The organism is Rothia endophytica (genome assembly GCF_928381505.1).
GTDB classification, from domain to species: domain Bacteria; phylum Actinomycetota; class Actinomycetes; order Actinomycetales; family Micrococcaceae; genus Rothia; species Rothia endophytica_A.
In genome coordinates, this window is sequence record NZ_CAKMSJ010000006.1 from 73848 (window position 1) to 93260 (window position 19413).

The 19413-nt window shown below is 56.0% G+C and carries 20 protein-coding genes and 1 pseudogene; 3 read left to right on the top strand and 18 right to left on the bottom strand.

The genetic code is table 11. The annotated features are described in order from the left end of the window. Positions 1-41 precede the first annotated feature (41 nt). The 9 genes from secF to L6990_RS08415 all read right to left on the bottom strand — a co-directional run bounded on the left by secF (position 42) and on the right by L6990_RS08415 (position 8853). A complete protein-coding gene (gene secF / locus L6990_RS08375; RefSeq protein WP_237203668.1) occupies positions 42-1118 on the bottom strand; it encodes a protein translocase subunit SecF in 1077 nt (358 codons plus the stop codon). Then, positions 1108-2811, bottom strand: coding sequence for a protein translocase subunit SecD (secD, locus tag L6990_RS08380; RefSeq protein ID WP_237203669.1), 1704 nt, complete (start codon positions 2809-2811; stop codon positions 1108-1110). Before secD ends, secF begins: the two co-directional genes overlap by 11 nt. 80 nt (positions 2812-2891) lie before the next feature. Beyond that, entirely contained in the window at positions 2892-3224 is a 333-nt protein-coding gene (locus L6990_RS08385; RefSeq protein ID WP_237203670.1) for a preprotein translocase subunit YajC, read from the bottom strand. A gap of 294 nt (positions 3225-3518) precedes the next feature. Next, complete coding sequence (gene ruvB, locus L6990_RS08390) at positions 3519-4556, bottom strand: Holliday junction branch migration DNA helicase RuvB (protein WP_237203671.1); 1038 nt, start codon at positions 4554-4556, stop codon at positions 3519-3521. A gap of 32 nt (positions 4557-4588) precedes the next feature. Further along, entirely contained in the window at positions 4589-5209 is a 621-nt protein-coding gene (gene ruvA / locus L6990_RS08395) for a Holliday junction branch migration protein RuvA (RefSeq protein WP_237203672.1), read from the bottom strand. A gap of 36 nt (positions 5210-5245) precedes the next feature. Beyond that, positions 5246-5905: a crossover junction endodeoxyribonuclease RuvC gene (ruvC, locus tag L6990_RS08400; RefSeq protein ID WP_237203673.1), complete on the bottom strand. Its 660-nt coding sequence runs from the start codon at positions 5903-5905 to the stop codon at positions 5246-5248. Positions 5906-5935: 30 nt separating this feature from the next. Then, positions 5936-6694: a YebC/PmpR family DNA-binding transcriptional regulator gene (locus L6990_RS08405; RefSeq protein ID WP_237203674.1), complete on the bottom strand. Its 759-nt coding sequence runs from the start codon at positions 6692-6694 to the stop codon at positions 5936-5938. A gap of 84 nt (positions 6695-6778) precedes the next feature. Further along, positions 6779-7558, bottom strand: a complete 780-nt coding sequence (locus L6990_RS08410) for a type 1 glutamine amidotransferase (RefSeq protein WP_440480493.1) — start codon at positions 7556-7558, stop codon at positions 6779-6781. Beyond that, the gene (locus tag L6990_RS08415) at positions 7555-8853 is read right to left on the bottom strand and encodes a Mur ligase family protein (RefSeq protein WP_237203675.1); all 1299 of its coding nucleotides are present in this window, start codon (positions 8851-8853) and stop codon (positions 7555-7557) included. The genes L6990_RS08410 and L6990_RS08415 overlap by 4 nt, the downstream gene beginning before the upstream one ends. 69 nt (positions 8854-8922) lie before the next feature. On the opposite strand from L6990_RS08415, the gene L6990_RS08420 reads away from it, so the two are divergent. Then, positions 8923-9906 carry a hypothetical protein gene (locus L6990_RS08420; RefSeq protein ID WP_237203676.1) on the top strand — a complete coding sequence of 328 codons (984 nt, stop codon included), beginning with the start codon at positions 8923-8925 and terminating at the stop codon, positions 9904-9906. 6 nt (positions 9907-9912) lie between these two features. Here L6990_RS08420 and L6990_RS08425 read toward each other — a convergent pair whose 3' ends face one another. The 5 genes from L6990_RS08425 to L6990_RS08445 form a co-directional block, all read right to left on the bottom strand. After that, positions 9913-10368, bottom strand: coding sequence for a 23S rRNA (pseudouridine(1915)-N(3))-methyltransferase RlmH (locus L6990_RS08425; RefSeq protein ID WP_237203677.1), 456 nt, complete (start codon positions 10366-10368; stop codon positions 9913-9915). Between the two features lie 2 nt (positions 10369-10370). Further along, positions 10371-10946 carry an HIT family protein gene (locus L6990_RS08430; protein WP_237203678.1) on the bottom strand — a complete coding sequence of 192 codons (576 nt, stop codon included), beginning with the start codon at positions 10944-10946 and terminating at the stop codon, positions 10371-10373. A gap of 2 nt (positions 10947-10948) precedes the next feature. Further along, positions 10949-11578, bottom strand: coding sequence for an RES family NAD+ phosphorylase (locus tag L6990_RS08435; protein ID WP_237203679.1), 630 nt, complete (start codon positions 11576-11578; stop codon positions 10949-10951). Continuing rightward, entirely contained in the window at positions 11575-12099 is a 525-nt protein-coding gene (locus L6990_RS08440) for a hypothetical protein (protein WP_237203680.1), read from the bottom strand. The genes L6990_RS08435 and L6990_RS08440 overlap by 4 nt, the downstream gene beginning before the upstream one ends. Before the next feature lie 112 nt (positions 12100-12211). Then, complete coding sequence (locus L6990_RS08445) at positions 12212-13297, bottom strand: NADH:flavin oxidoreductase/NADH oxidase (protein ID WP_237203681.1); 1086 nt, start codon at positions 13295-13297, stop codon at positions 12212-12214. A 145-nt stretch (positions 13298-13442) separates the two neighbouring features. Here L6990_RS08445 and L6990_RS08450 point away from each other — a divergent pair, with 145 nt between their 5' ends. Next, a complete protein-coding gene (locus L6990_RS08450; RefSeq protein ID WP_237203682.1) occupies positions 13443-13934 on the top strand; it encodes an FBP domain-containing protein in 492 nt (163 codons plus the stop codon). A gap of 18 nt (positions 13935-13952) precedes the next feature. After that, positions 13953-14981, top strand: coding sequence for an NAD(P)H-dependent flavin oxidoreductase (locus L6990_RS08455; RefSeq protein ID WP_237203683.1), 1029 nt, complete (start codon positions 13953-13955; stop codon positions 14979-14981). Positions 14982-15123: 142 nt separating this feature from the next. Here L6990_RS08455 and L6990_RS08460 read toward each other — a convergent pair whose 3' ends face one another. From L6990_RS08460 to thrS, 4 genes and pseudogenes are all read right to left on the bottom strand, one after another. After that, positions 15124-15516 (bottom strand): transposase family protein, encoded by a 393-nt coding sequence (locus L6990_RS08460; protein WP_237203684.1) that lies wholly within the window; start codon positions 15514-15516, stop codon positions 15124-15126. Between the two features lie 30 nt (positions 15517-15546). Further along, positions 15547-15744: pseudogene (locus tag L6990_RS12015) on the bottom strand (helix-turn-helix domain-containing protein); the annotation flags it as partial. 170 nt (positions 15745-15914) lie between these two features. Beyond that, positions 15915-17156 carry a hypothetical protein gene (locus L6990_RS08465; RefSeq protein WP_237203685.1) on the bottom strand — a complete coding sequence of 414 codons (1242 nt, stop codon included), beginning with the start codon at positions 17154-17156 and terminating at the stop codon, positions 15915-15917. A gap of 87 nt (positions 17157-17243) precedes the next feature. Next, on the bottom strand, positions 17244-19253 hold the full coding sequence (gene thrS / locus L6990_RS08470) for a threonine--tRNA ligase (protein ID WP_237203686.1): 2010 nt from the start codon (positions 19251-19253) through the stop codon (positions 17244-17246). Positions 19254-19413 lie beyond the last annotated feature (160 nt).

Sequence of the window (19413 nt, forward strand, 5' to 3'; positions counted from 1 at the left end):
TTACCTACCGTTGTTGAGGCAGTACTTGGTTCTGGGCGCCCCTACTGGTTGTTGGTCGGGAAGTTAAACTCTCGGACGGTAATAGCAGGAAGACTCGGAGACTGCCCGGTTTCAGAAGTTTCTTCTTCGGGGACAATACCTGCACGTATACCCTCAACCCTGCGTTCCTGTTCCTTGACGCTTTGCTCTCCTAAGCGCAGCACAGCATAGGCGGGGGCAGCCACAAAGAGGGTGCCAATGGTGCCCACGATGATACCCACGAACAAGGCCAGCGAAAGATCCTTGAGGGCGCCGGCTCCCAGCAGCAGAGCTCCGATAAAGAGAATGGAACCCACGGGCAGAATACCAACAACAGAAGTATTGATGGATCGGACCAGGGTCTGGTTAACCGCTAGGTTTACTTGCTCACTGAAGGTGACATCACGTCTGCCCTCAATACCCTCAGTATTCTCTCGAATCTTGTCAAAGACCACCACAGTGTCATACAGCGAGTAGCTGAGCACAGTGAGGAAGCCGATGATAGCGCTAGGAGTAATCTCAAAACCGACGAGAGCATATAGGCCCACAGTAGTGACAATGGTGAAAACCAGACCGGCAATTGCTGATAGCGACATTTTCCAGGTTCGGAAATAGAGTGCCATGCCAATCATCACTAGAACTACGAACCACGCCAGACCGATAAGGGCCTGCTTCGTGACGCCGGCGCCCCAAGTAGGGCCAACGAAGGATGACGTGACATCGTCCCTCTCAACACCGTAGGCAGCACGCAGAGCGTCGCCGACTGCTAGGGTTTCGTCGTCGCCCAGCTCGCTCATCTGAGCACGCACGGTGTTCGATGAAATGTTGGTGACTCGCACGTCGGTCGCCTCAGGTGCTGCTGCACTAATAGCGTCCTGGCCGATCGTCACATCTTCGTTGGCAACAGATGAGACGGTAAATTCTGAACCCCCACGGAATTCAATGCCCAGATTGTAGCCACCTTTAAGTACCGGAACGAGCGCGGCAAGAATCACGATGACCAGAGCAAGGCTGAGCCAACGTTTACGATGAGGCACGAACCCATAGGATTTTTTACCTGAATGCAGATCATTACCGAACTGCGCAAGCTTATTCGCCACGGCCTTGCTCCTTAATATCGGTTGCAGCCATCTCTTCTTCAGCAGCAGCTAAACGCTCACGGCGCTTACGCTCAGCAAGAGAGAGGCGAGCTTCGGTTTCTTCAGCACTACGGACGCGCCCGGCACCCCGGTAGAGCGGTGTGGCACCCAGCGCCGCGGGGTCCATACCGGACCACTTGCCGCCGTTTCTAAAATAATCTCGCTGCCCCAGCAGAACCATCAGCGGGTGAATGAAGAGGAAGGTGATAATCAGGTCAGCAATAGCTGTTAGACCCAGAGTGAAAGCGAAACCTCTCACGTTACCGACCGAAGCGAAGTAGAGCACTACAGCAGCCAGGAGGTTGACGGCCTTAGATGCCATAATGGTTCGCTTTGCACGGTTCCAACCGTGGTCGATAGCGGCAGGTATGGTTCGTCCAGCCCTAATCTCGTCCCTAATACGTTCAAAGTAAACGATGAAAGAGTCAGCCATCAGACCAATCGACACGATGAGGCCCGCAACGCCAGCCAATGAAAGTCGATAGTTCATGAGGTGGCCCAGCAGAATAATCACACCGTAGGAGAAGCCTGCAGCAACAATGATGGAGCTGATATTGACCAGACCCACCAGGCGGTACTGGAACAGGGAGTAGACGAAGACCAAGACCAGACCGATAAGGCCAGCCAGCAGACCCATCCTCAGCTGATCAGCACCCAAAGTTGCCGAAATCTGCTGTTCCGACTGGATGGTAAAGCTAATGGGCAGAGCACCGTATTTGAGCTGCTCTGCAAGCTGGGAGGCCTCCTGCTCGGTGAAGTTACCGGTGATCTGAGGTTGACCGTTGGTAATCACAGCCTGAGTTACCGGTGATGAAAGCACAGCGCCGTCCAGCATAATGGCGAAACGTGCACGTGGGTCAGAGGGGTTAGCACCGCGGATAGAGTTCAGGCGGGTGGTGACGTCCTTGAAAGTTGCTGTTCCGGGGTCGTTGAAGTCAATGTTGACACCCCATTGGCCCGTTGAATAGCCGGTACCGCCGGTGACCTGTGAAAAGCTAGCATTTTCAATCTCGGTACCATGAATTTCGATGGGGCCAAGGATGTACTTTTCTTGCCCGTCGGTTGAACACGCAACGATTGCTGCGTTAGGGTCCTGCTCAGCTTCGTCTACGTTAGTCGGCACACTGCAGTCAAGAGCTTCATACTCTCGCCAGAGCTCGGGAGTGACCCAGTTGTAGTCAGAGCCATCAGCAGGTTCAGCCGTGGGGGCAGGTAGCGACTCCTCAGCTGCTACCGCATCACCGGGCACAGGGGTGGGGGCACCAGAGTTAAGGACGGCGCGGAAGGACATCTGCGCCGATGTTTGAATGAGATCACGGGTTTCAGGGCTCAGCACACCGGGCACTGATACCACTACGTTCTGCCCGGATTGAGTGCTGACTTCAGCTTCGGCTACGCCAGAACCGTCCACGCGCTGGCGGATAATTTCTACCGCCTGCTCTAGCTGTTCATCAGTAATTTCACCGCCGTCGGCGTCATTCACCTGGGGTGAAAGAATGAGCTGGCTACCGCCTGAGAGATCAAGTGCGAGCTTGGGCGACCAGGAGCCCCCAGCTAAGGTTGTGCCGAAGATGCCCCCGGCGAGTAAGAGCAGTAAGAGCACCATGGAGACTAGCGCTCCGCGTGCTTTTGCACTGTGGCCTTTTGTAGCCATCAACGCCCCTTTTCGGTTTTGTGTCAAACGTGAAAAGGCGCGCGGCCCTCAGGCTGCGCACCTATTTCGTAGGAGAAAGTTTATTTGGTGGGTTCGTCTGCGATTTCACCGTTGATGGTGGGCTGACGTTCCCCGGCTGAGGCAACTGACCCGCTGGCGGCGCCGGTTTCCTCAATTTGAGTGACGGTCATGAGGTGAACCTTGACCACCGTGTCTGGAGCAATTTCAAGCTGAGCGGTGTTGCTTTCTTTGTCGATGCTAGCCACGGTACCGTAAAGGCCAAAGTTGGTCATGACAGGAGTGCCGGGGACCATCTGGTCTTGGCGTTCTTTGAGCTGAGCCTGAGCCTTTTTAGCGCGGCGAGCAGGCAGGACGATGAGCACAATCATCATGATGCCTAGTAGTGCGAGCATGAATAGGGGCGAACCACTGTTCACGAATAATCCCTCAAATCAGGTGTTGGCGACAATCTTCTGCCCCAGTTTACGCGATAAGGCTGTGAATGTGGTGGTTAGTTTCTCCGGTGAACTACTTTCACTGCGTGTGAGGGGGCAAAGGTGAATATCTGCGCGTCAGCGCAGGGCGCTTACGGCAGCTCTGGGGCTTCTAGCCCTAAATGCTGCCAGGCTGCCGGATGAACCGCGTATTTTCCGAGCGCGCGAGGACACAAAAATCGCGGTGAATATCTGCGCGTCAGCGCAGGGCGCTTACGGCAGCTCTGGGGCTTCTAGCCCTAAATGCTGCCAGGCTGCCGGAAGCGCCACGCGCCCCCTCGGCGTCCGGCCGATGAGGCCTTCGCGGACGAGGTAGGGTTCTGCGACGGTTTCGACGGTTTCGGTTTCTTCGCCCACGGCTATGGCTAGGGTGGAGAGACCTACGGGGCCTCCTCCAAACTTGTTGATGAGGGCTTCAAGGACGGCGCGGTCGAGGCGGTCGAGCCCGCGTTCGTCCACTTCGTACATGTCGAGGGCGGTGGCGGCGCTGGTGGCGTCGATGCGGTCGATGCCGTTGACCAGGGCCCAGTCTCGGACGCGGCGGAGTAGTCGGTTGGCGATACGGGGTGTGCCGCGGGAACGTCCGGCGATTTCGGTGAAGCCTTCGGGGCTGATGGATAGTTCCATGAGACCTGCCGAGCGGCGGATGACGCTTTCAAGTTCGGTCACGGAGTAGAACTCTAGGTGGCCGGTAAAGCCGAAGCGGTCGCGCAGGGGCCCTGGTAGAAGCCCTGCACGGGTGGTGGCCCCGACCAGGGTGAAGGGCGGGAGTTCTAAGGGGATAGAGGTAGCACCGGCGCCCTTGCCCACCACGATATCAACGCGGAAGTCCTCCATTGCCATGTACAGCATTTCCTCAGCCGGGCGGCTCATGCGGTGAATTTCATCGAGGAAGAGCACTTCACCGGGTGTTAGGGAAGAGAGAATGGCGGCCAGGTCACCCGAGTGCTGGATGGCTGGGCCGGAGGTGATGCGCAGGGGTGCGTCCATCTCGGCAGCAATAATCATGGCAAGGGTGGTTTTGCCTAGCCCCGGAGGGCCAGAAAGCAGCACGTGGTCGGCGCTACGGCCGCGCATGCGGGAGGCCTCAAGCACCAGGGAAAGCTGCTGACGAACGCGGTGCTGACCCACAAAATCATCGAGAGATTTGGGGCGTAGCGCCGCCTCAATCATTTTTTCTTCGGGCTCTTCGTCCATAGACACGAGGCGCTGACCGGGGATCTGACCGTCAGCGTTAGGCAACTGGCTCATAGGGAGTGATTCTACCTTCGGTGGCGGTTCTTCTAGCGGCTAACGGTGTTCTGGTTACCCAGGGAGGCGAGCACTGAGCGCAGTGCTTCTGCCACGCCCATAGTTTCTGCGCGGGGGTTGTGCTCAATGAAAGCGTTGATAGCAGCCTCGGCGTCCTTCTCGCTCCACCCCAGGCTGGTCAGGGCGTCCAGCACCTGCGGTTTCCAGACGATGCCCTGGTTGATGGGTAGCTGGTCGCTGCTCTCGTTGTCGGCAAGAATCAGCTTACCGGCAAGTTCAAGGACGATGCGGCGGGCACCCTTAGGGCCAATACCGGGAACCTTGGTAAAGGCCTTATCGTCTCCGGTCGCAACGGCCCGCTCTACTTCAGCGGCAGTATGGACGCTGAGCACAGCCAGGGCAATACGAGGGCCGATGCCCGAGACCGAAAGCATAATGTCAAAGACTTCACGTTCGGCGGCGTCTGCGAAGCCGTAGAGCGTCATGGAATCCTCACGCACAATCAGAGTGGTGGTGATGGTGGCGCTCTCCCCCAACCTGAGCTTTGAAGCGGTACGCGCATTGAGGTGCACCAGCATGCCAAAGCCGTTCACATCGATCACGGCGTTATCGAGGCCGAGGTGGGTCACTGTTCCGGTGAGAGAGCTAATCATAAAGCATAGTCTAATCGAACGTATGTACTAATACAATTAGTGGCGGGCTTTTGCTTCGGCTTCTGCCCAGGCACGCTGCGCCGGGGTCAGCGTCCTGGTGCGTGCCGCAGCTGCGGGGTTAGAGCCCTGGTGGGTTTGAGTATGAGCTGACATATCGAGACCACCTGAAACGGTACCTCCGCGCCAACCGTGGCAAATAGCAATAGCCAGTGCGTCAGCAGCGTCCGCAGGTTTAGGCATAGCGGTGAGCCCCAAAATACGCGTCACCATACGGCCCACCGATGCCTTATCTGCCCGCCCCGAGCCGGTCACGGCAGCCTTCACCTCAGAGGGTGTGTGAAAGTAGACCGGGACGCCGCGGGCAGCCGCGGCAGCGATCACCACCCCCGAAGCGTGGGCGGTACCAATAACGGTATTGACCTGCTCCTGAGCAAAAACACGCTCAATTGCCAGAGCATCTGGCTGGTAGACATCCAACCAGCTTTCGGCGGCTCGAAGAATTTTGAGGATGCGCTGGTCCAAGCTTTCAGCTGCGGCGGTGCCGGCAATTCCAACCTGCACTAGGGCAGCCTTGCGGTTGGGGCTCATGTCAATCATGCCGAAGCCGCAACGGGTCAGCCCCGGGTCAACGCCCAAGATACGGGCAGCGCCCGGGACTCGCGGCGTGGCGTGTTCCGGGCGCGGTAATGAGGTCACTGTGATGTGCCCCTTCCCTTGTGGTTTTATTTATTCAGCTTCAAGTTCCGCCATGACGGATTCGTTGATATCAGCGTTGGAGTAGACGTTCTGAACGTCGTCCAGCTCTTCAATGGCATCAGCCAGCTTGAGGAACTTGCGAGCCCCTTCAGCGTCAATTTCAACTTGCATGGTGGGGCGGAATACGGGCTCATCGTTGTTGTAGTCCAGCTCGGCTTCGTCCAGCGCCTTACGAATGGCAGGCAGGTCGGTTGCCTCTGATACCACGGTGAAGACCTCACCGTCGTCAATAACCTCATCAGCACCGGCGTCCAGAACGGCCATCAGGACATCATCTTCAGTGAGGCTGTCGGTCTTGGTCACTTCGGCAACACCCTTGCGCTCGAAGAGGAAGGCTACTGAGCCGGAGTCTGCCATGGTGCCGCCGTTACGGGTCACCGCGGTGCGAACTTCAGCCGCTGCACGGTTGCGGTTATCGGTCAGACACTCGATGTAGAGAGCGGTGCCCTGGGGGCCGCGTGCCTCGTACATGATTTCGGTGTAGTCGATGGTTTCACCGGTCAGACCGGCGCCACGCTTGATTGCGCGGTCAATGTTGTCGTTGGGCACCGAGTTCTTCTTAGCCTTGGATACCGCAAGATCAAGGGCAGGGTTACCCGAGATATCCGCGCCGCCCATACGAGCAGCTACTTCAATGCCCTTGATGTACTTGGCAAATGCCTTGGCGCGCTTGGCGTCCAGGGCAGCTTTCTTGTGCTTGGTGGTTGCCCATTTGGAGTGACCTGACATGAGTCTCCTTCTAAAAATTCTGGTGCTCACCGGCAGGTGGCACGTTTTACCGCCTTCTATTCTAGCGGTTCTAGCAACATGGGGTTAGCGGGGGCGAGCCGCGGCAGAGGCACGCGCCTTTTCTACCAGTGAATCGTCAATCACCACGGGGGTGAATTCACCGTATTTTTTGATTGCTGCGTGCTTAATCAGGTAGTCCGAGACTGCTGGGTTCTTGGGCAACAGTGAGCCGTGCAGGTAGGTGCCAATCACGTGATGGACGTGCGCACCTTCCCCGTCGTCCTCAGTGTTGTTGCCTTCGCCCTTGGTGACGCGCGCCAGGGGCTTGGTGTCGCCCGAGAGGTAGGTGAGCCCCGAGTGGTTTTCAAAGCCAACTAGAGTGCCAAACTCTTCTGATTCTTCAACAATGTTGCCAATCAAGCGTTCTTCGCCGCCCACGGTTTTAGCGTCAAAGATGCGCACGCCGTTAAGGGTCTCCCCGCCCACGGTCTTGAATTCTTTGCCGAAGAGCTGGTAAAGACCGCAGATTACCAGCATGGGGGTGCCGTCCTGGGCCAGCATGCGCAAAGTTTCGGCGTTCGCCAGCAGGTCATCCTGAACTACTGACTGGCCTGAATCCTGACCGCCGCCACCGATGAAAATATCGCCGTCCAGGGGGAACTCTTCCCCGGGGTTGTAGTCAACAATTTCGGTGGTGAAACCGTGGGCCTGGGCACGGCGGGACAGAGAGAGGGTGTTGCCCCAGTCCCCGTAAATGTTCATATCACGGGGGTAGAGCTGCACAATTTTCAGGCTCTTGTTGTTACCGGTCTGGGTGATGATTTCCTCACCCAGTTCTTCGGTGAGGTTCTGGGCCTGGCTCACGATACGTCCTCCACATCGGTAATCTTTGACAGTTCTTTACGGATCGCCAGCATGGCGGTGTAGGTGCAGAAAATACGCATGGGCTTGCCGTGGGATTTTCTGATGAACTCGGCCAAGGCTTCTTCTAGGTCTTCGTTAACGGTCTCTACGTAGACATCATCGTGGGCCAGGCGCAGTGCCATGTCGTAAGCACGGACGCCCGAGACCATCGTCACCCCGCCCTGGATGAGCGAGTGAAAGTCCACATCCCAGAGCCAGGAAACGTCACGGCCGTCGGCGTACTGGTCGTTGATGGCGATCATGGTGGCATAGTCTTTGGCATCAGCAGATGCCAGTGACAGGCGGAAACCGCTGGGGTTCTTCACCAGAAGCAGCTGCAGAGTCTGCCCGTTGACGGTCAGGGTTTCGCCACGGCCAAACGCGGGAGCAATCTTTTCAAGCTCGGCAAGCAAGGCAGTTTCGTTAAGCTTCTCCCCTAGAACCTCCTGGGTCAGGGCGATAGCGGCTGCGGCGTTGAAGATGTTGTAGATGCCGTAGAGGTTAACGGTGCCGGTCACCTCGCGGCATTCTAGACCGAAAGTTGCCTGGGTGCCGGCAAAGTCACTGAGCACGACGGAAGCTGCAGGCAATGCCGGTGCGGTGACTGCTTCATCGACATCAGTGGAGCCGCGCATCTCGTCATCCGAGGGGAAGAGGGAGCGGAGCTTATCTGACAGCCCGAAGTAGCTGACCTTGGTGCCGGGCTGGGCGTTGCTGGCTAAGGAACGAATACGCGGGTCTTCGCGGTTAAGCACAATGGTGCCGCTGGTAGCACCGGCAACGCTAGAGAGCATACGGCGGGTGGTGTCGATTTCACCGAAGCGGTCCAGCTGATCGCGCAGGACGTTGAGCAGCAGAGAGTAGCGGGGCTTAACCATCTTCACAAAGTGCACAGCGTGAGCCTCGTCGAGTTCTAGCACGGCAATATCAGCTTCGAGCTTGCCGGTCAGTGACATTTCACCTAGTAGGGCCGCAGCGACGCCACGCACGAAGTTAGAACCGGTGCGGTTGGTAAAGACGCGCAAGCCCTGGGATTCCAGGAGCTGAACCACCATTTTGGTGGTGGTGGTCTTACCGTTGGTGCCTGAGACCACCACGACGCCCTGAGGTAGCTTTGCCAGCTCCTCCGCGACAAACTGGGGGTGCAATTTTTCCATCACCAAACCGGGGAAGGCCGAACCTCCACCGCGCAGTTTGGTTGCGTATCGAATGCCTTGGCCGACAAGGCGGGTTATGGGTCTTGACATACACCCCATCTTACGTGCTCAGCTCACCCGATGTGACCACGAGGCTTTAGGGTGTCTGGCATAATTTGAGCGGTGAGCATGCAGAACATTTTTCAACCGGTAGCGCCGCATGGCTCCTTCATATGGAGGGACCTCAAGTGGGTCAATAGAGCACCCGAGGTTCAAATAGAGCCTTTGGTAGAGGGCAAGCCAGGTGGTACTGTGCTATCGGTTCCGCTGACCCCCGATAGCTTCTTGGGGGTATCGGTTATCCCCGAGGGCTCTGCCCGCGGCGGCCGATACTGTAGCGGCTTTGCCCTTGCGCGCACCGATTCCGCGGGGTTTAGGCACCTTCCCTGCCCCACCTCTCAACCTATAGCTAAGGGTAAGCAATGCGATCGCTGCCTAGCGCGCGATGAATTCGCCCCAATCCACCGAGTTCACATGGGCGCACGCATGACGGAGGCAGCGCTCGCCTACGTCAGCCTTGAACATTACCTTTACATTGCAACTTTTCCGGATGGAACTTCTAAAGTCGGTACCGCTTCGGCACACTCCAACCCGCGGCGTCTTGACGAACAGGCCGTAGCGTTCGCCACCTTTGTTGCCCGCGCGGACGATGGGCGCATCGTCAGGGTGTTAGAAGACCTGGTATCGCGGGAAGGCAACCTTACCCAGCTCAAGCGGGCATCCACCAAGTACCGCGCCTGGGTAGACCCCCTACCCGCTGAACAGCTGAAATCTGAGCACTATATGGCGGTTGAAGCTGCCACCTGGACCCTAGAGGACGCAGACCTAGACGGTTTTGAACTTCTGCAAGATAGGTGGCAGCCTTCTGCCGCCATGTCCCGCGCCTACGCGTCCTTACGTGCTGATGACCGCCTGCCACTGGCCAGGTACGAGTCTCTAGCTACTGGCTCGCACGGCTTTTATGTCACCGGCGGGGCGGGGAAGTTTCTCACGGCTCACTGCGGTGACCCAGAAGCTAGCTTTTTAGTGAACACCGCTGATCTAGCCAACCGTGCCTGCACCCTCTTTGACGGGCTGACTCCCCCGGCGTCCTTTCAGACCTCGCTCTTCTAGCGCCTGCTAAACGTGGTGGTAGGGGCGGTTGTTGGCAATTTCGCCTGCCCGGTAAATCTGCTCGGTCAGAATCAGGCGCACCAGCTGGTGAGGGAAGACCAGCTTAGATAAGCTCCACACGGTGTTGGCTCGTGAGCGGACGCTCTCGTCCACGCCATAGGCGCCGCCAATCACCAGCACTACCTGCTTGAAGCCCAGGTTCGAGTTCAGCAGGGCTGACAGTTCTGGTGAGGTTAGGTTTTTGCCGCGCTCGTCCAGCAGAATTAGGTAGTCATCGGAAGATACCTTGTCGAGAATCCGCTTGGATTCCTCGGCTCGTGCCTGCTCCTCAGCCAGTGAAGAGTGGGGCAGGTAGACCCAGCTGACGTCCCACGGCTTGCGGAGCCTGCTTTCGTAGCGGTCAATACCCTGGGTGACCCATTTTTCGTGCTTCTTACCCACAGCAATGATTTTGATGGTCATAGCTAGTCGTCGCTACTTTCTGTGCTTTCTGCAGTTACATCCCAGGCTTCAGCAATGAGAGTTCTAATGTCCCCTAAAGTTTGGGTGACGGTTTTAGTGCCCGCGATGATAGGCAGGAAGTTGGTGTCACCACCCCAGCGGGGCACGATGTGCTGATGCAAGTGATCTGCTACTCCGGCGCCACCAATTTTGCCCTGGTTCATGCCGATGTTGAAACCAGCAGCACGGCTAACCTTGCGCAGAATCTTCATAGCCCGCTGGGTGAGTGCAGCGATTTCTGCGGCTTCATCCGCTGAGGCGTCGTCATAGTTAGGGATGTGCCGGTAGGGGCAGATCAGCAGATGCCCGGGGTTATACGGGTAGAGGTTAAGAATCACAAAAGCATACTCACCACGGTGGACAATCAGCGAGTCAGCGTCCTGGCGCTGGGGTGCTACGCAGAAGGGGCAGGAGTTCTCGCTGTAATCCTGCTGGCCGCCTCTGACGTAGGCGCGGCGGTGGGGCGTCCAGAGGCGCTGGAAGGCATCGGGTACACCCGGCAGTTCGAAGTCATCGCTGGTGTAGTCAGGTAGCTGCATGGTTAGTCGCTCTCGGTAAAGGTGGCGAAGGTGTAGAGGCCACGTGAGTCCGTGGCAAAGAGTTCTAGCCCCAGGTCTGTGGCTGCCTGGGCGAGTGTGCATTCAAAGCCGCTGGGGTCTTGATGTTCCGCTGCCTCGCCAAAGAGGGCCAGGGCTAGAGAGTCGCCGGGCGAGAAGCGCGGCCGGTAGGTCAGGGCGTCGAAACCCGCTGCGCAGAAGGCGCTGGCCCAGGCTTGGGGTACGTCGTAGTGAGGCATGCTGGTGAGTTCGCCGGTGATGCCCAGGGTGAAGGCGTCATCGTGGGAAACGTTGGCTGACCTCACGGGGGCGGGTAGCGGCATGCGGGAAATAACCCGGCCCTCGGTGAGACTGATGGGGATGCGCTGGCCCTGGCTGAGCCTGTCCCCCAGCACCTCACGGGCGGCGGCGCCCGGGTTGCTGGCTAAATAGCAGGTGCCTTTGGGTGCTGGCAAATCAAACCTGCCTTGCATTGATGATGAATAGAACCAGGGGCCAAATTGCTGGCTGTGGGCTCTAAAAAATTCGTGCCCCTGCTCGTATTCGGCAACCGGCGCTAGGGCCAGGTGGGCACCCGGAGTAGGGCCGTGTTGCACCATTCTTTGACGGCTCATGCAGTCTGCCACCCGGGGGCAAGAGAGCGCGCTTCTGCCAGCACACGGGCAAGCTGGCCCCGGTCAAGGAGGTCAAGCGGGGTGGTGCCATCGAGCGGTGTATTGAACCACTGCGCCACGGCGAAGGGGTCAGCAGCGCCAAAGGCAAGGAGCACCTGCTGAACGTCTTCGCACACGGCCCGTCCAGCAAACTGAAAGGCGGGGAAAATTGATTCGCCGTTCTCTATAGTTAACCGCAGTAGTTTGTGCTGTTTGACCTGCTTACTGATGGCCGCGCGGGTGGTGACCTTGAGCAGTTTCATGGTGTTTTCAAGGTCGTAGACCGGGCCGATGAGATCGCCGTAGCCGCGCACGCTGGCGCGGGCAAGAACTGACCGCATACGGCTTTTAACGTCTTCGAGATCGTCAATAGAAGCAAGGAATTCTGGTGGCAAACTCTTCAGGTCTCTGGTGAACTCAGCAATCAGCTGGTCAATCACCGCCTGAGTGCCGGCGTCCTGCTGGGTAAGGGACTGCGACATGGGAGCCTCCTTAGCTACGCCCTGTTTCTCCCATCCTAAACCCCGGCGTCAACTGCGTCAACCATTTGGTTGTTCCGCAAGGATGCCGCGGCGCAAGGCCGAGCGCAAGAAACTAGCGGCGGGTGTTCCAAGCGCGCAGGTATTGGGAGGGCACGTAATCCACATCCACCTTGAGTTCCTTAGCCCAGCTCAGAGCAAAGGAGTTATTGCGTAGAGCTTCGCGGCCGACCAGCACCACATCCGCCTGCTCTGATCCCACTATGTATTCAGCAAGGCGGGGTGAGTTAATCATGCCGACGGCCGCAACGGGAATGTCAGCTTCACGCTTGACCTGTGCCGCCATCGGGGTCTGGTACCCCGCGTAGACCTTGATGGGTGCGGGGTAGTTGCCGCTGGTCGAAATATCAGCCATATCCACACCGTCTTCTTTCAGCCAGGCAGCTACCTGGGCAGTTTCTTCAACGGTGATGCCGCCCTCCACGAACTCGGTGGCGGAGAGGCGCACCAGCAGGGGCATGTCTGCGGGCATCTTGGCGCGCATGGTGCGGGCAACCCGGCGGACGAGGCGGGCGCGGTTTTCGAGCGAACCTCCGTACTCGTCGGTGCGCTGGTTGGATAGCGGTGAGAGGAACTGGGTGATGAGGTAGCCGTGGGCGCCGTGGATTTCGAGGAAGTCGTAGCCAGCCTTTACCGCGCGCTGGGCGGCAGCTCCGAAAGCGTCAACGATTTCGCCAATGCGTTCTTCAGTGAGCGCGGTGGTTTCTTTGAGGCCGGGGTAGGCGATAGCTGAGGGGGCGAAGGTTTCCCAGCCGCCCTCTTCAATGCTGAGGGAACCACCGTCGCGGGAGACGCGCTCAGCAACGCTTGATGCCTTTCGACCAGCGTGGGCAATCTGCACACCAGCTTTCGCGCCGCCGTCATGGATAGCCTGAACGATGCGGGCATGAGCTGCGGTGTGTTCATCCGACCAGAGCCCCAGGCAGAGGGGGCTAATACGACCTTCGGGCAGGACGCTAGTCATCTCGACGATAACCGCACCGGCGCCACCGCGTGACAGGGCGTTGTAGTGATGTTCATGGTAGTTGGTGGGAATACCGTTTCTTTCGTCGACCGAGTACTGGCACATGGGTGGAACCCAGAGACGGTTGCGGGTGGTCATAGAGCGAACGGTAAAGGGCTCAAAGATGGGGGATGTCATAATATTGCTTCCAGGGTTAGGGTTGCTTCTCCCCCTCGTAACAGCGTCCACCTGGCCTCTTATTCCGTATGAGCCCTTAGCCCGAGTTAGAGAAGCGGCTTTCTAGGGTTCTTTGCTCGATGAGAGGGTTAGTAGAATTGCAGGTATGCAAGAACTTTCTGAGCCGACCATTCGCTCTAGCTTTGTTAACTGTTCGAAGGGCGAAGCTAAACGCCTGAACCTGCCCAACCTCAATGAAGTCGCATGGGAGAACCAGGTTTTCCTATCGTGGCTAGACTCTAAAAGCCCGTTGAAGGGCTGCCTGGTCGTGGAGCAGGACGGTGTAGTTCAGGGCGTTCTATTGCAGAAATCCAAGGCGCAGAGCAAGGCTGCCCAGATGTGTCAGTTTTGTCTGACGCTGCACGCCGGCTCGGGTATTTCGCTCTACACAGCCGCCCGCCCCGGTGAGTCCGGCAGGCGCGGTAACACCATCGGCACCTATCTTTGTGCCAACCTGGCCTGCACCGACTATGTGCTGGGTAAGAAAAAGCCGGTGGGCATCCGCCAGATGGATGAGACGCTCAGCGTTGAGGATAGACTGTTGCGCACCAAGAATAATGCCCTGGGTTTTATTGAGCGCTTGAAGAACGAAAGCTGATCCTGGAGGTTCACTAGGATGTTTAATTTTGCTGACCTTGAAATCCCTCTGGTGGGCGCCCCTATGGCGGGCGGGCCGAGCACGCCCCAGCTTGCTGCTGCGGTGTCTAATGCCGGTGGGTTGGGCATGCTGGCAGCCGGCTATCTCAATGCTGACCAGCTGTCAGAACAGGTGCAGCAAACTCGGGAGCTTACTGAACGGCCTTTTGGGGTAAACCTATTTTGCCCGGCTGACCCCAATGACAATCCTGTTAATGCCGAAGCGCTTCTGCAAGACTACCGTCAGACACTTGCACCTTTAGGCAAGGAGTACGGCCTGGACCTTCTCAATGATGAGCTAGTTCTACCCGACCATTTTTACTCTTTGCTGGACTGGCTGCTTGCCAACCCCGTACCCGTGGTGACCTTTACCTTCGGTTGCCCTAGTGCCGAGGATGTCGAGCGACTGCAGGCGGTTGGCACCTATGTGGGGGTAACTGTCACCAATCCTCAGGACGCCACTCTCGCCGCCCAGGCTGGTGTTGATTTTCTATGTGTTCAGGGGCCGGACGCCGGCGGTCATCAATCAACGTTTAGGGTGCAGGACGAGGTCAACCAGCTACCCTTGTCGCAGCTTGTTCCTACTGTTCAGGCTGTCACTGACTTACCTCTGGTAGCTGGTGGCGGCATTGGTGGCAGTAAGGATGTGTGGTCGCTTCTCACTCTAGGCGTTGAGACAGTTCAGATAGGCACCCTATTGCTTCTCAGCAATGAAGCTGGCACCAGCCAGGCGCATCGAGATGCCCTGCAATCAGGTGTCACAGAAACCTGTCTCACTCGGGCTTTTACGGGACGTCCCGCCCGAGCCATTGTCAATGATTTTGTGGCTGAGTTTGATGCGCTCGCTCCGGCGGTCTACCCACACGTGCATTACTTCACGGCTCCCCTACGCGCTAAAGCCAAGGACGCTGGAGCCTGGCAGCACGTCAATGCTTGGGCAGGCACAGGGTTCAGCCAGGCACAGACCAGACCACCGGTAGAAATCATTTCAAGCTTATTCAAGGATTAGTCGATAGACCCAATTCCTACTGGGAGACTATGAGGGTTATTCATAAGGTCCCACCAGCCACCAAAAACAGCAACCCCCGCACCACCGAAAACACCTGCCCATACGAGCTCAACGGCCGCCTGAACCCAGTATGCAGAACCCGTCAGCTTTTCATCTGAGCAATCACCCGCTCCACCACAGCCCGTAATCTATTGATAATGCGATTATTATCCTTGACACCCTGAGGCACTTTCACACCAGGCTTACGCCTGGTCGGGGTTGCTAGCCCCAGGCCAATATAGCCCTTATCGGCCAGAGTCGAGGAATCCAGTAGCTGATCTAGCCCGTGAGCTCTGAAAGCATGAGCATCATGCCTTGCCCCGGGTAGCGGGTCAGTGATGACTAGGAGCCTGCCATTGAGGGTGCAGATGACATGGTGGTTGAAACCGGTTCGTTTATGTTTGCCCGAAAAATTTGTTTTTCCTAGTGAACGCCAGTTCCAGGTGGGTACAAGAGTTCCATCGACAACCAAAGAATCTGGTACATCCAGGCTCATTTTCAAAGGCTGTTCTAGAGGTTTGAGGACCTTTGCAAGCGCCTTTTCGATAGTGTTGATGGTCCGTGAGATGGTAGGTTGCGAGATGGTGAAGATTTCAGCAAGTAGCTCTTCGGTGAGATTGTGTCGGTGGTAGAGCAGAGTGGTTTTGAGTGCATGAGCTGGAGTGAGGGCTGGTGGTCTTCCTCCTGGTTTACCCCAGATGAGTTGGTTGGTCAGGGCTGTCAGTAGAGCGGCAAATTGCGTGGCGGTAAGGCCGGTTGTACGCTAGTGGTGCAACCGTTCTTCCTGGTGCGGTTTGAGAATATTTGTGGTTATTTATCCTCAAGGTTGCCGCTATGGTGGGGCCGTTGTCTAGTTGGTGGGTGTGGGGTGTGTGCCTACTTTTGAATAAGCCTCTATATACCCATTTGACAACTTTTTTCTTTCACATTAGACCATTGATCCCTCGACAATAGACCCCTACTGTCCAACTTAAGATTCATACTAGTCCCTGGAAGTTTGTTGAGATTAAATACAATAAATTCACTATCAATAGAGGCAGGATTTCCAAAACGGTATTTCAATCGACTCAATAATGCGGTAAAGTTCTCCTTTTTATTAAAATTATCTTTCAATGCAAGTTTATTAAGATTATCTTTCAATGCAAGTTCGGAATCCTTAAACTCAGATGATTTTACCAATACCCACCCCTCACCTTTGAGCAGAAACTTTGCGATGTAGCGTTTGCGGTAACAAATCATATATCCCTTGGGTAGAGATTTATAGGAATTAAATTCAGTAGCTATAGAACGAATACGCTCATCCTCCATGCCGTAAAACCAAGAGTCAAGATATGGATTCTTGTTGGACCATTCCTTAAATTTTTTACTCGCTTCAAAACGTAAGCGATTACGAGCTTCAACGACATTCTCCTTTATAATCTTGTCTTTATTTGCCTCACCAAAAAAATATTCGGAATTGTGTTGAATAATATTTCTAAGGATCAAGTCATATTCAACCTCGATTAAAGACTTTCGACCCAAAGTAAAACTCATAAATTGGAAAATCATGAAAATACAAATGATTGATAGAGCCAGGACAGCGATACCACTGAAAATTTGACCTGATATGTCGTATTCTTTATGGATCATCCAGTGATTTATCGCATAAAACAACTCAACAGCTTGAACAAATATCAATAAAATCAGTAGTAAAATCATTCCCCCGAAGATGAAGGTTATAAACCAAGAGAATTTACTGGCAAAAATCATTGGCTCCGGGAATCTTAATTCCTTGTTGCTTTGGGATTCAATTTTAACTCTTTCCAGAAGTTTTTGAATTTGGTAATTTGATGTAAAATTTTTTATTTTTGATTCAAGTACTGTGCGCCTTTTTGCTAAATCTATTTCTTTAGCCAGCTCTGAGTCCATTTCACCAGTCACTTCTTTATATTTCGCTGAAATTTCAAGTATTTTCTCAAGCTTCAGCATCTCAGGAGGGGTTGCCTGATTTTGATTCTTTATAGTCTCCTTTACGCCTTTAGTTGCGTACCAAGCTACAAAGAAAGTCCCCAATGCTGATAAGAAAGCAACGAAGATTGCCCGTATTGATTCGCCATCTTGCAACCAGTAAGTAGTAAAATGTTCGCCTAAATTCATAATCCCTCAAATATTAATTGAAATTTATATTTCAATTTAAAAAACCCTGAGGCTGATTTAAACAGCCTCAGGGTTTATAAAAATAATTTAACCAGCTATATTTTTCGGATCCTCATTATTGCGTGACTTGATGTGCTCCACAATACGCGTCACGGCCTCGTCCACGGGCACGCCGTTTTCCTGGGAGCCGTCGCGGAAGCGGAAGCTAACAGCACCGTTCTCGGCGTCCTCGCCACCGGCAATCAAGATGAAGGGCACCTTCTCCTTGGACGCGGTGCGGATCTTCTTGGGGAAGCGGTCGGTGCCGTAATCCAGCTCAACGCGCACACCCTGGGCAGCCAGCTTAGCGGCAACCTCGCCCATGTAGTCGTTGAAGGCCTCAGCAACGGGAACACCCACTACCTGAACCGGAGCCAACCATGCCGGGAACATACCTGCGTAGTGCTCGGTCAGCACACCAAAGAAGCGCTCCAGAGCACCGAACTTGGCGCAGTGAATCATCACAGGCTGCTGGCGTGAACCATCAGCTGCCTGGTATTCCAGACCAAAGCGGGCAGGCTGGTTGAAGTCATACTGAACGGTAGACATCTGCCAGGTGCGACCAATGGCGTCCTTAGCCTGAACAGAAATCTTGGGGCCGTAGAAGGCAGCTCCACCTGGGTCAGCAACAAGCTCAATGCCGGTCTCAGCAGCGACCTTCTCCAGAACAGCGGTTGCTTCTTCCCACTGCTCGTCGGTGCCAATGAACTTATCCTTCTTATCACCCTCGGTGTCGCGGGTGGAGAGCTCCAGGTAGAAGTCGGTCATACCGAAGTCCTCAAGCAGGCTCAGCATGAACTTCAGCAGGTGACGCACCTCGTCCGGTGCCTGCTCCTTAGTGACGTAGCTGTGGGAGTCGTCCTGGGTAATCATGCGCACGCGGGTCAGGCCCTGCAGCACCCCGGACTTTTCATCGCGGTAGACGGTGCCGAACTCAAAGAGACGCAGGGGCAGCTCGCGGTAAGAACGGCCGCGTGAACGGAAAATCTCGTTGTGCATGGGGCAGTTCATTGCCTTGAGGCGGTAAGCCTGGCCCTCGTCCTCCATCGGGGGGAACATGCCGTCTGAGTAGTACGGCAGGTGCCCGGAGGTGTAGAAGAGATCTTCCTTCGAGATATGCGGGGTCTTGACGTACTGGAAGCCCTCAGCGATGTGGCGTTCGCGCACGTAGTTTTCCATCTCGCGCAGGATGATGCCGCCCTTGGGGTGGAAGACAGGCAGCCCGGGGCCGATAGTCTTGGGGAAGCTGAAGAGATCCAGCTCTTCGCCTAGACGGCGGTGGTCACGACGCTCAGCCTCAGCGATGCGGTCCTTGTAAGCAACCAGCTCTTCCTTGGAAGGCCAGGCGGTGCCGTAGATACGCTGCAGCATGGGGTTCTTTTCTGAACCGCGCCAGTAAGCGCCACCGGTGCGCATCAGTGCGTAGCCGTTGGCAAGAATCTTGGTGGAGGGCACGTGCGGGCCGCGGCAGAGATCCTTCCAGACGGTCTCGCCCTTGCGATTGACGTTGTCGTAAATGGTGATTTCGCCAGCGCCCACCTCAACGGATGCACCTTCAGCGGCATCCGCACCTGAGCCGGGGCCCTGAGCGAGTTCTAGCAGTTCCAGCTTGTAGGGCTCGTTTGCCATTTCAGCGCAGGCCTGCTCGTGGGTGACTACGCGGCGCTGGAAGGTCTGGCCGCTTTTAATAATCTTCACCATGGACTTCTCAATCTTCTTGAGGTCCTCAGGGGTGAAGGGCTCCTCAACATCAAAGTCAAAGTAGAAGCCGTCGGTGATGTAGGGGCCGATGCCCAGCTTGGCGTCCTTGCGGTATTCCTGCACCGCCTGTGCCATGACGTGTGCAACCGAGTGGCGCAACACTTCAAGACCTTCTTGGTCGTGAACGCTCACGGGCTCTACGGTGTCGCCTGCTGCCAGTTCGGTGGAGAGATCGACCAGGGTGCCGTTGATGCGAGCAACAACGATATCGCTCTTCTCAGCGAACAGGTCAGCGGCTTTGCTGCCAGCTTCTACGGTGACGTTTTCGCCAGCAACGGTAATGTTGAGGGTAGACAAAGAGTGTCTCCTAAAGTTTGGTGCTCACCCCTACGATGGGTGGGCCGGGCTTACACCTGCGCGATACAGGGGCGCAGGCTAAGCATAAGTTTACCCGCTGGGGCTGAAGCTGGCGATAGGACGCCGGGAGGCAACTTTCACACGTTCAGCGAGCAAACTG

Coding starts and splice junctions, on each gene's coding strand:
- secD (WP_237203669.1), bottom strand. CDS start 2,811: ATGGCTACAAAAGGCCACAGTGCAAAAGCACGCGGAGCGCTAGTCTCC.
- L6990_RS08385 (WP_237203670.1), bottom strand. CDS start 3,224: ATGCTCGCACTACTAGGCATCATGATGATTGTGCTCATCGTCCTGCCT.
- ruvB (WP_237203671.1), bottom strand. CDS start 4,556: ATGAGCCAGTTGCCTAACGCTGACGGTCAGATCCCCGGTCAGCGCCTC.
- ruvA (WP_237203672.1), bottom strand. CDS start 5,209: ATGATTAGCTCTCTCACCGGAACAGTGACCCACCTCGGCCTCGATAAC.
- L6990_RS08405 (WP_237203674.1), bottom strand. CDS start 6,694: ATGTCAGGTCACTCCAAATGGGCAACCACCAAGCACAAGAAAGCTGCC.
- L6990_RS08415 (WP_237203675.1), bottom strand. CDS start 8,853: ATGGGGTGTATGTCAAGACCCATAACCCGCCTTGTCGGCCAAGGCATT.
- L6990_RS08420 (WP_237203676.1), top strand. CDS start 8,923: ATGCAGAACATTTTTCAACCGGTAGCGCCGCATGGCTCCTTCATATGG.
- L6990_RS08425 (WP_237203677.1), bottom strand. CDS start 10,368: ATGACCATCAAAATCATTGCTGTGGGTAAGAAGCACGAAAAATGGGTC.
- L6990_RS08430 (WP_237203678.1), bottom strand. CDS start 10,946: ATGCAGCTACCTGACTACACCAGCGATGACTTCGAACTGCCGGGTGTA.
- L6990_RS08435 (WP_237203679.1), bottom strand. CDS start 11,578: ATGAGCCGTCAAAGAATGGTGCAACACGGCCCTACTCCGGGTGCCCAC.
- L6990_RS08440 (WP_237203680.1), bottom strand. CDS start 12,099: ATGTCGCAGTCCCTTACCCAGCAGGACGCCGGCACTCAGGCGGTGATT.
- L6990_RS08445 (WP_237203681.1), bottom strand. CDS start 13,297: ATGACATCCCCCATCTTTGAGCCCTTTACCGTTCGCTCTATGACCACC.
- L6990_RS08450 (WP_237203682.1), top strand. CDS start 13,443: ATGCAAGAACTTTCTGAGCCGACCATTCGCTCTAGCTTTGTTAACTGT.
- L6990_RS08455 (WP_237203683.1), top strand. CDS start 13,953: ATGTTTAATTTTGCTGACCTTGAAATCCCTCTGGTGGGCGCCCCTATG.
- L6990_RS08460 (WP_237203684.1), bottom strand. CDS start 15,516: ATGAGCCTGGATGTACCAGATTCTTTGGTTGTCGATGGAACTCTTGTA.
- L6990_RS08465 (WP_237203685.1), bottom strand. CDS start 17,156: ATGAATTTAGGCGAACATTTTACTACTTACTGGTTGCAAGATGGCGAA.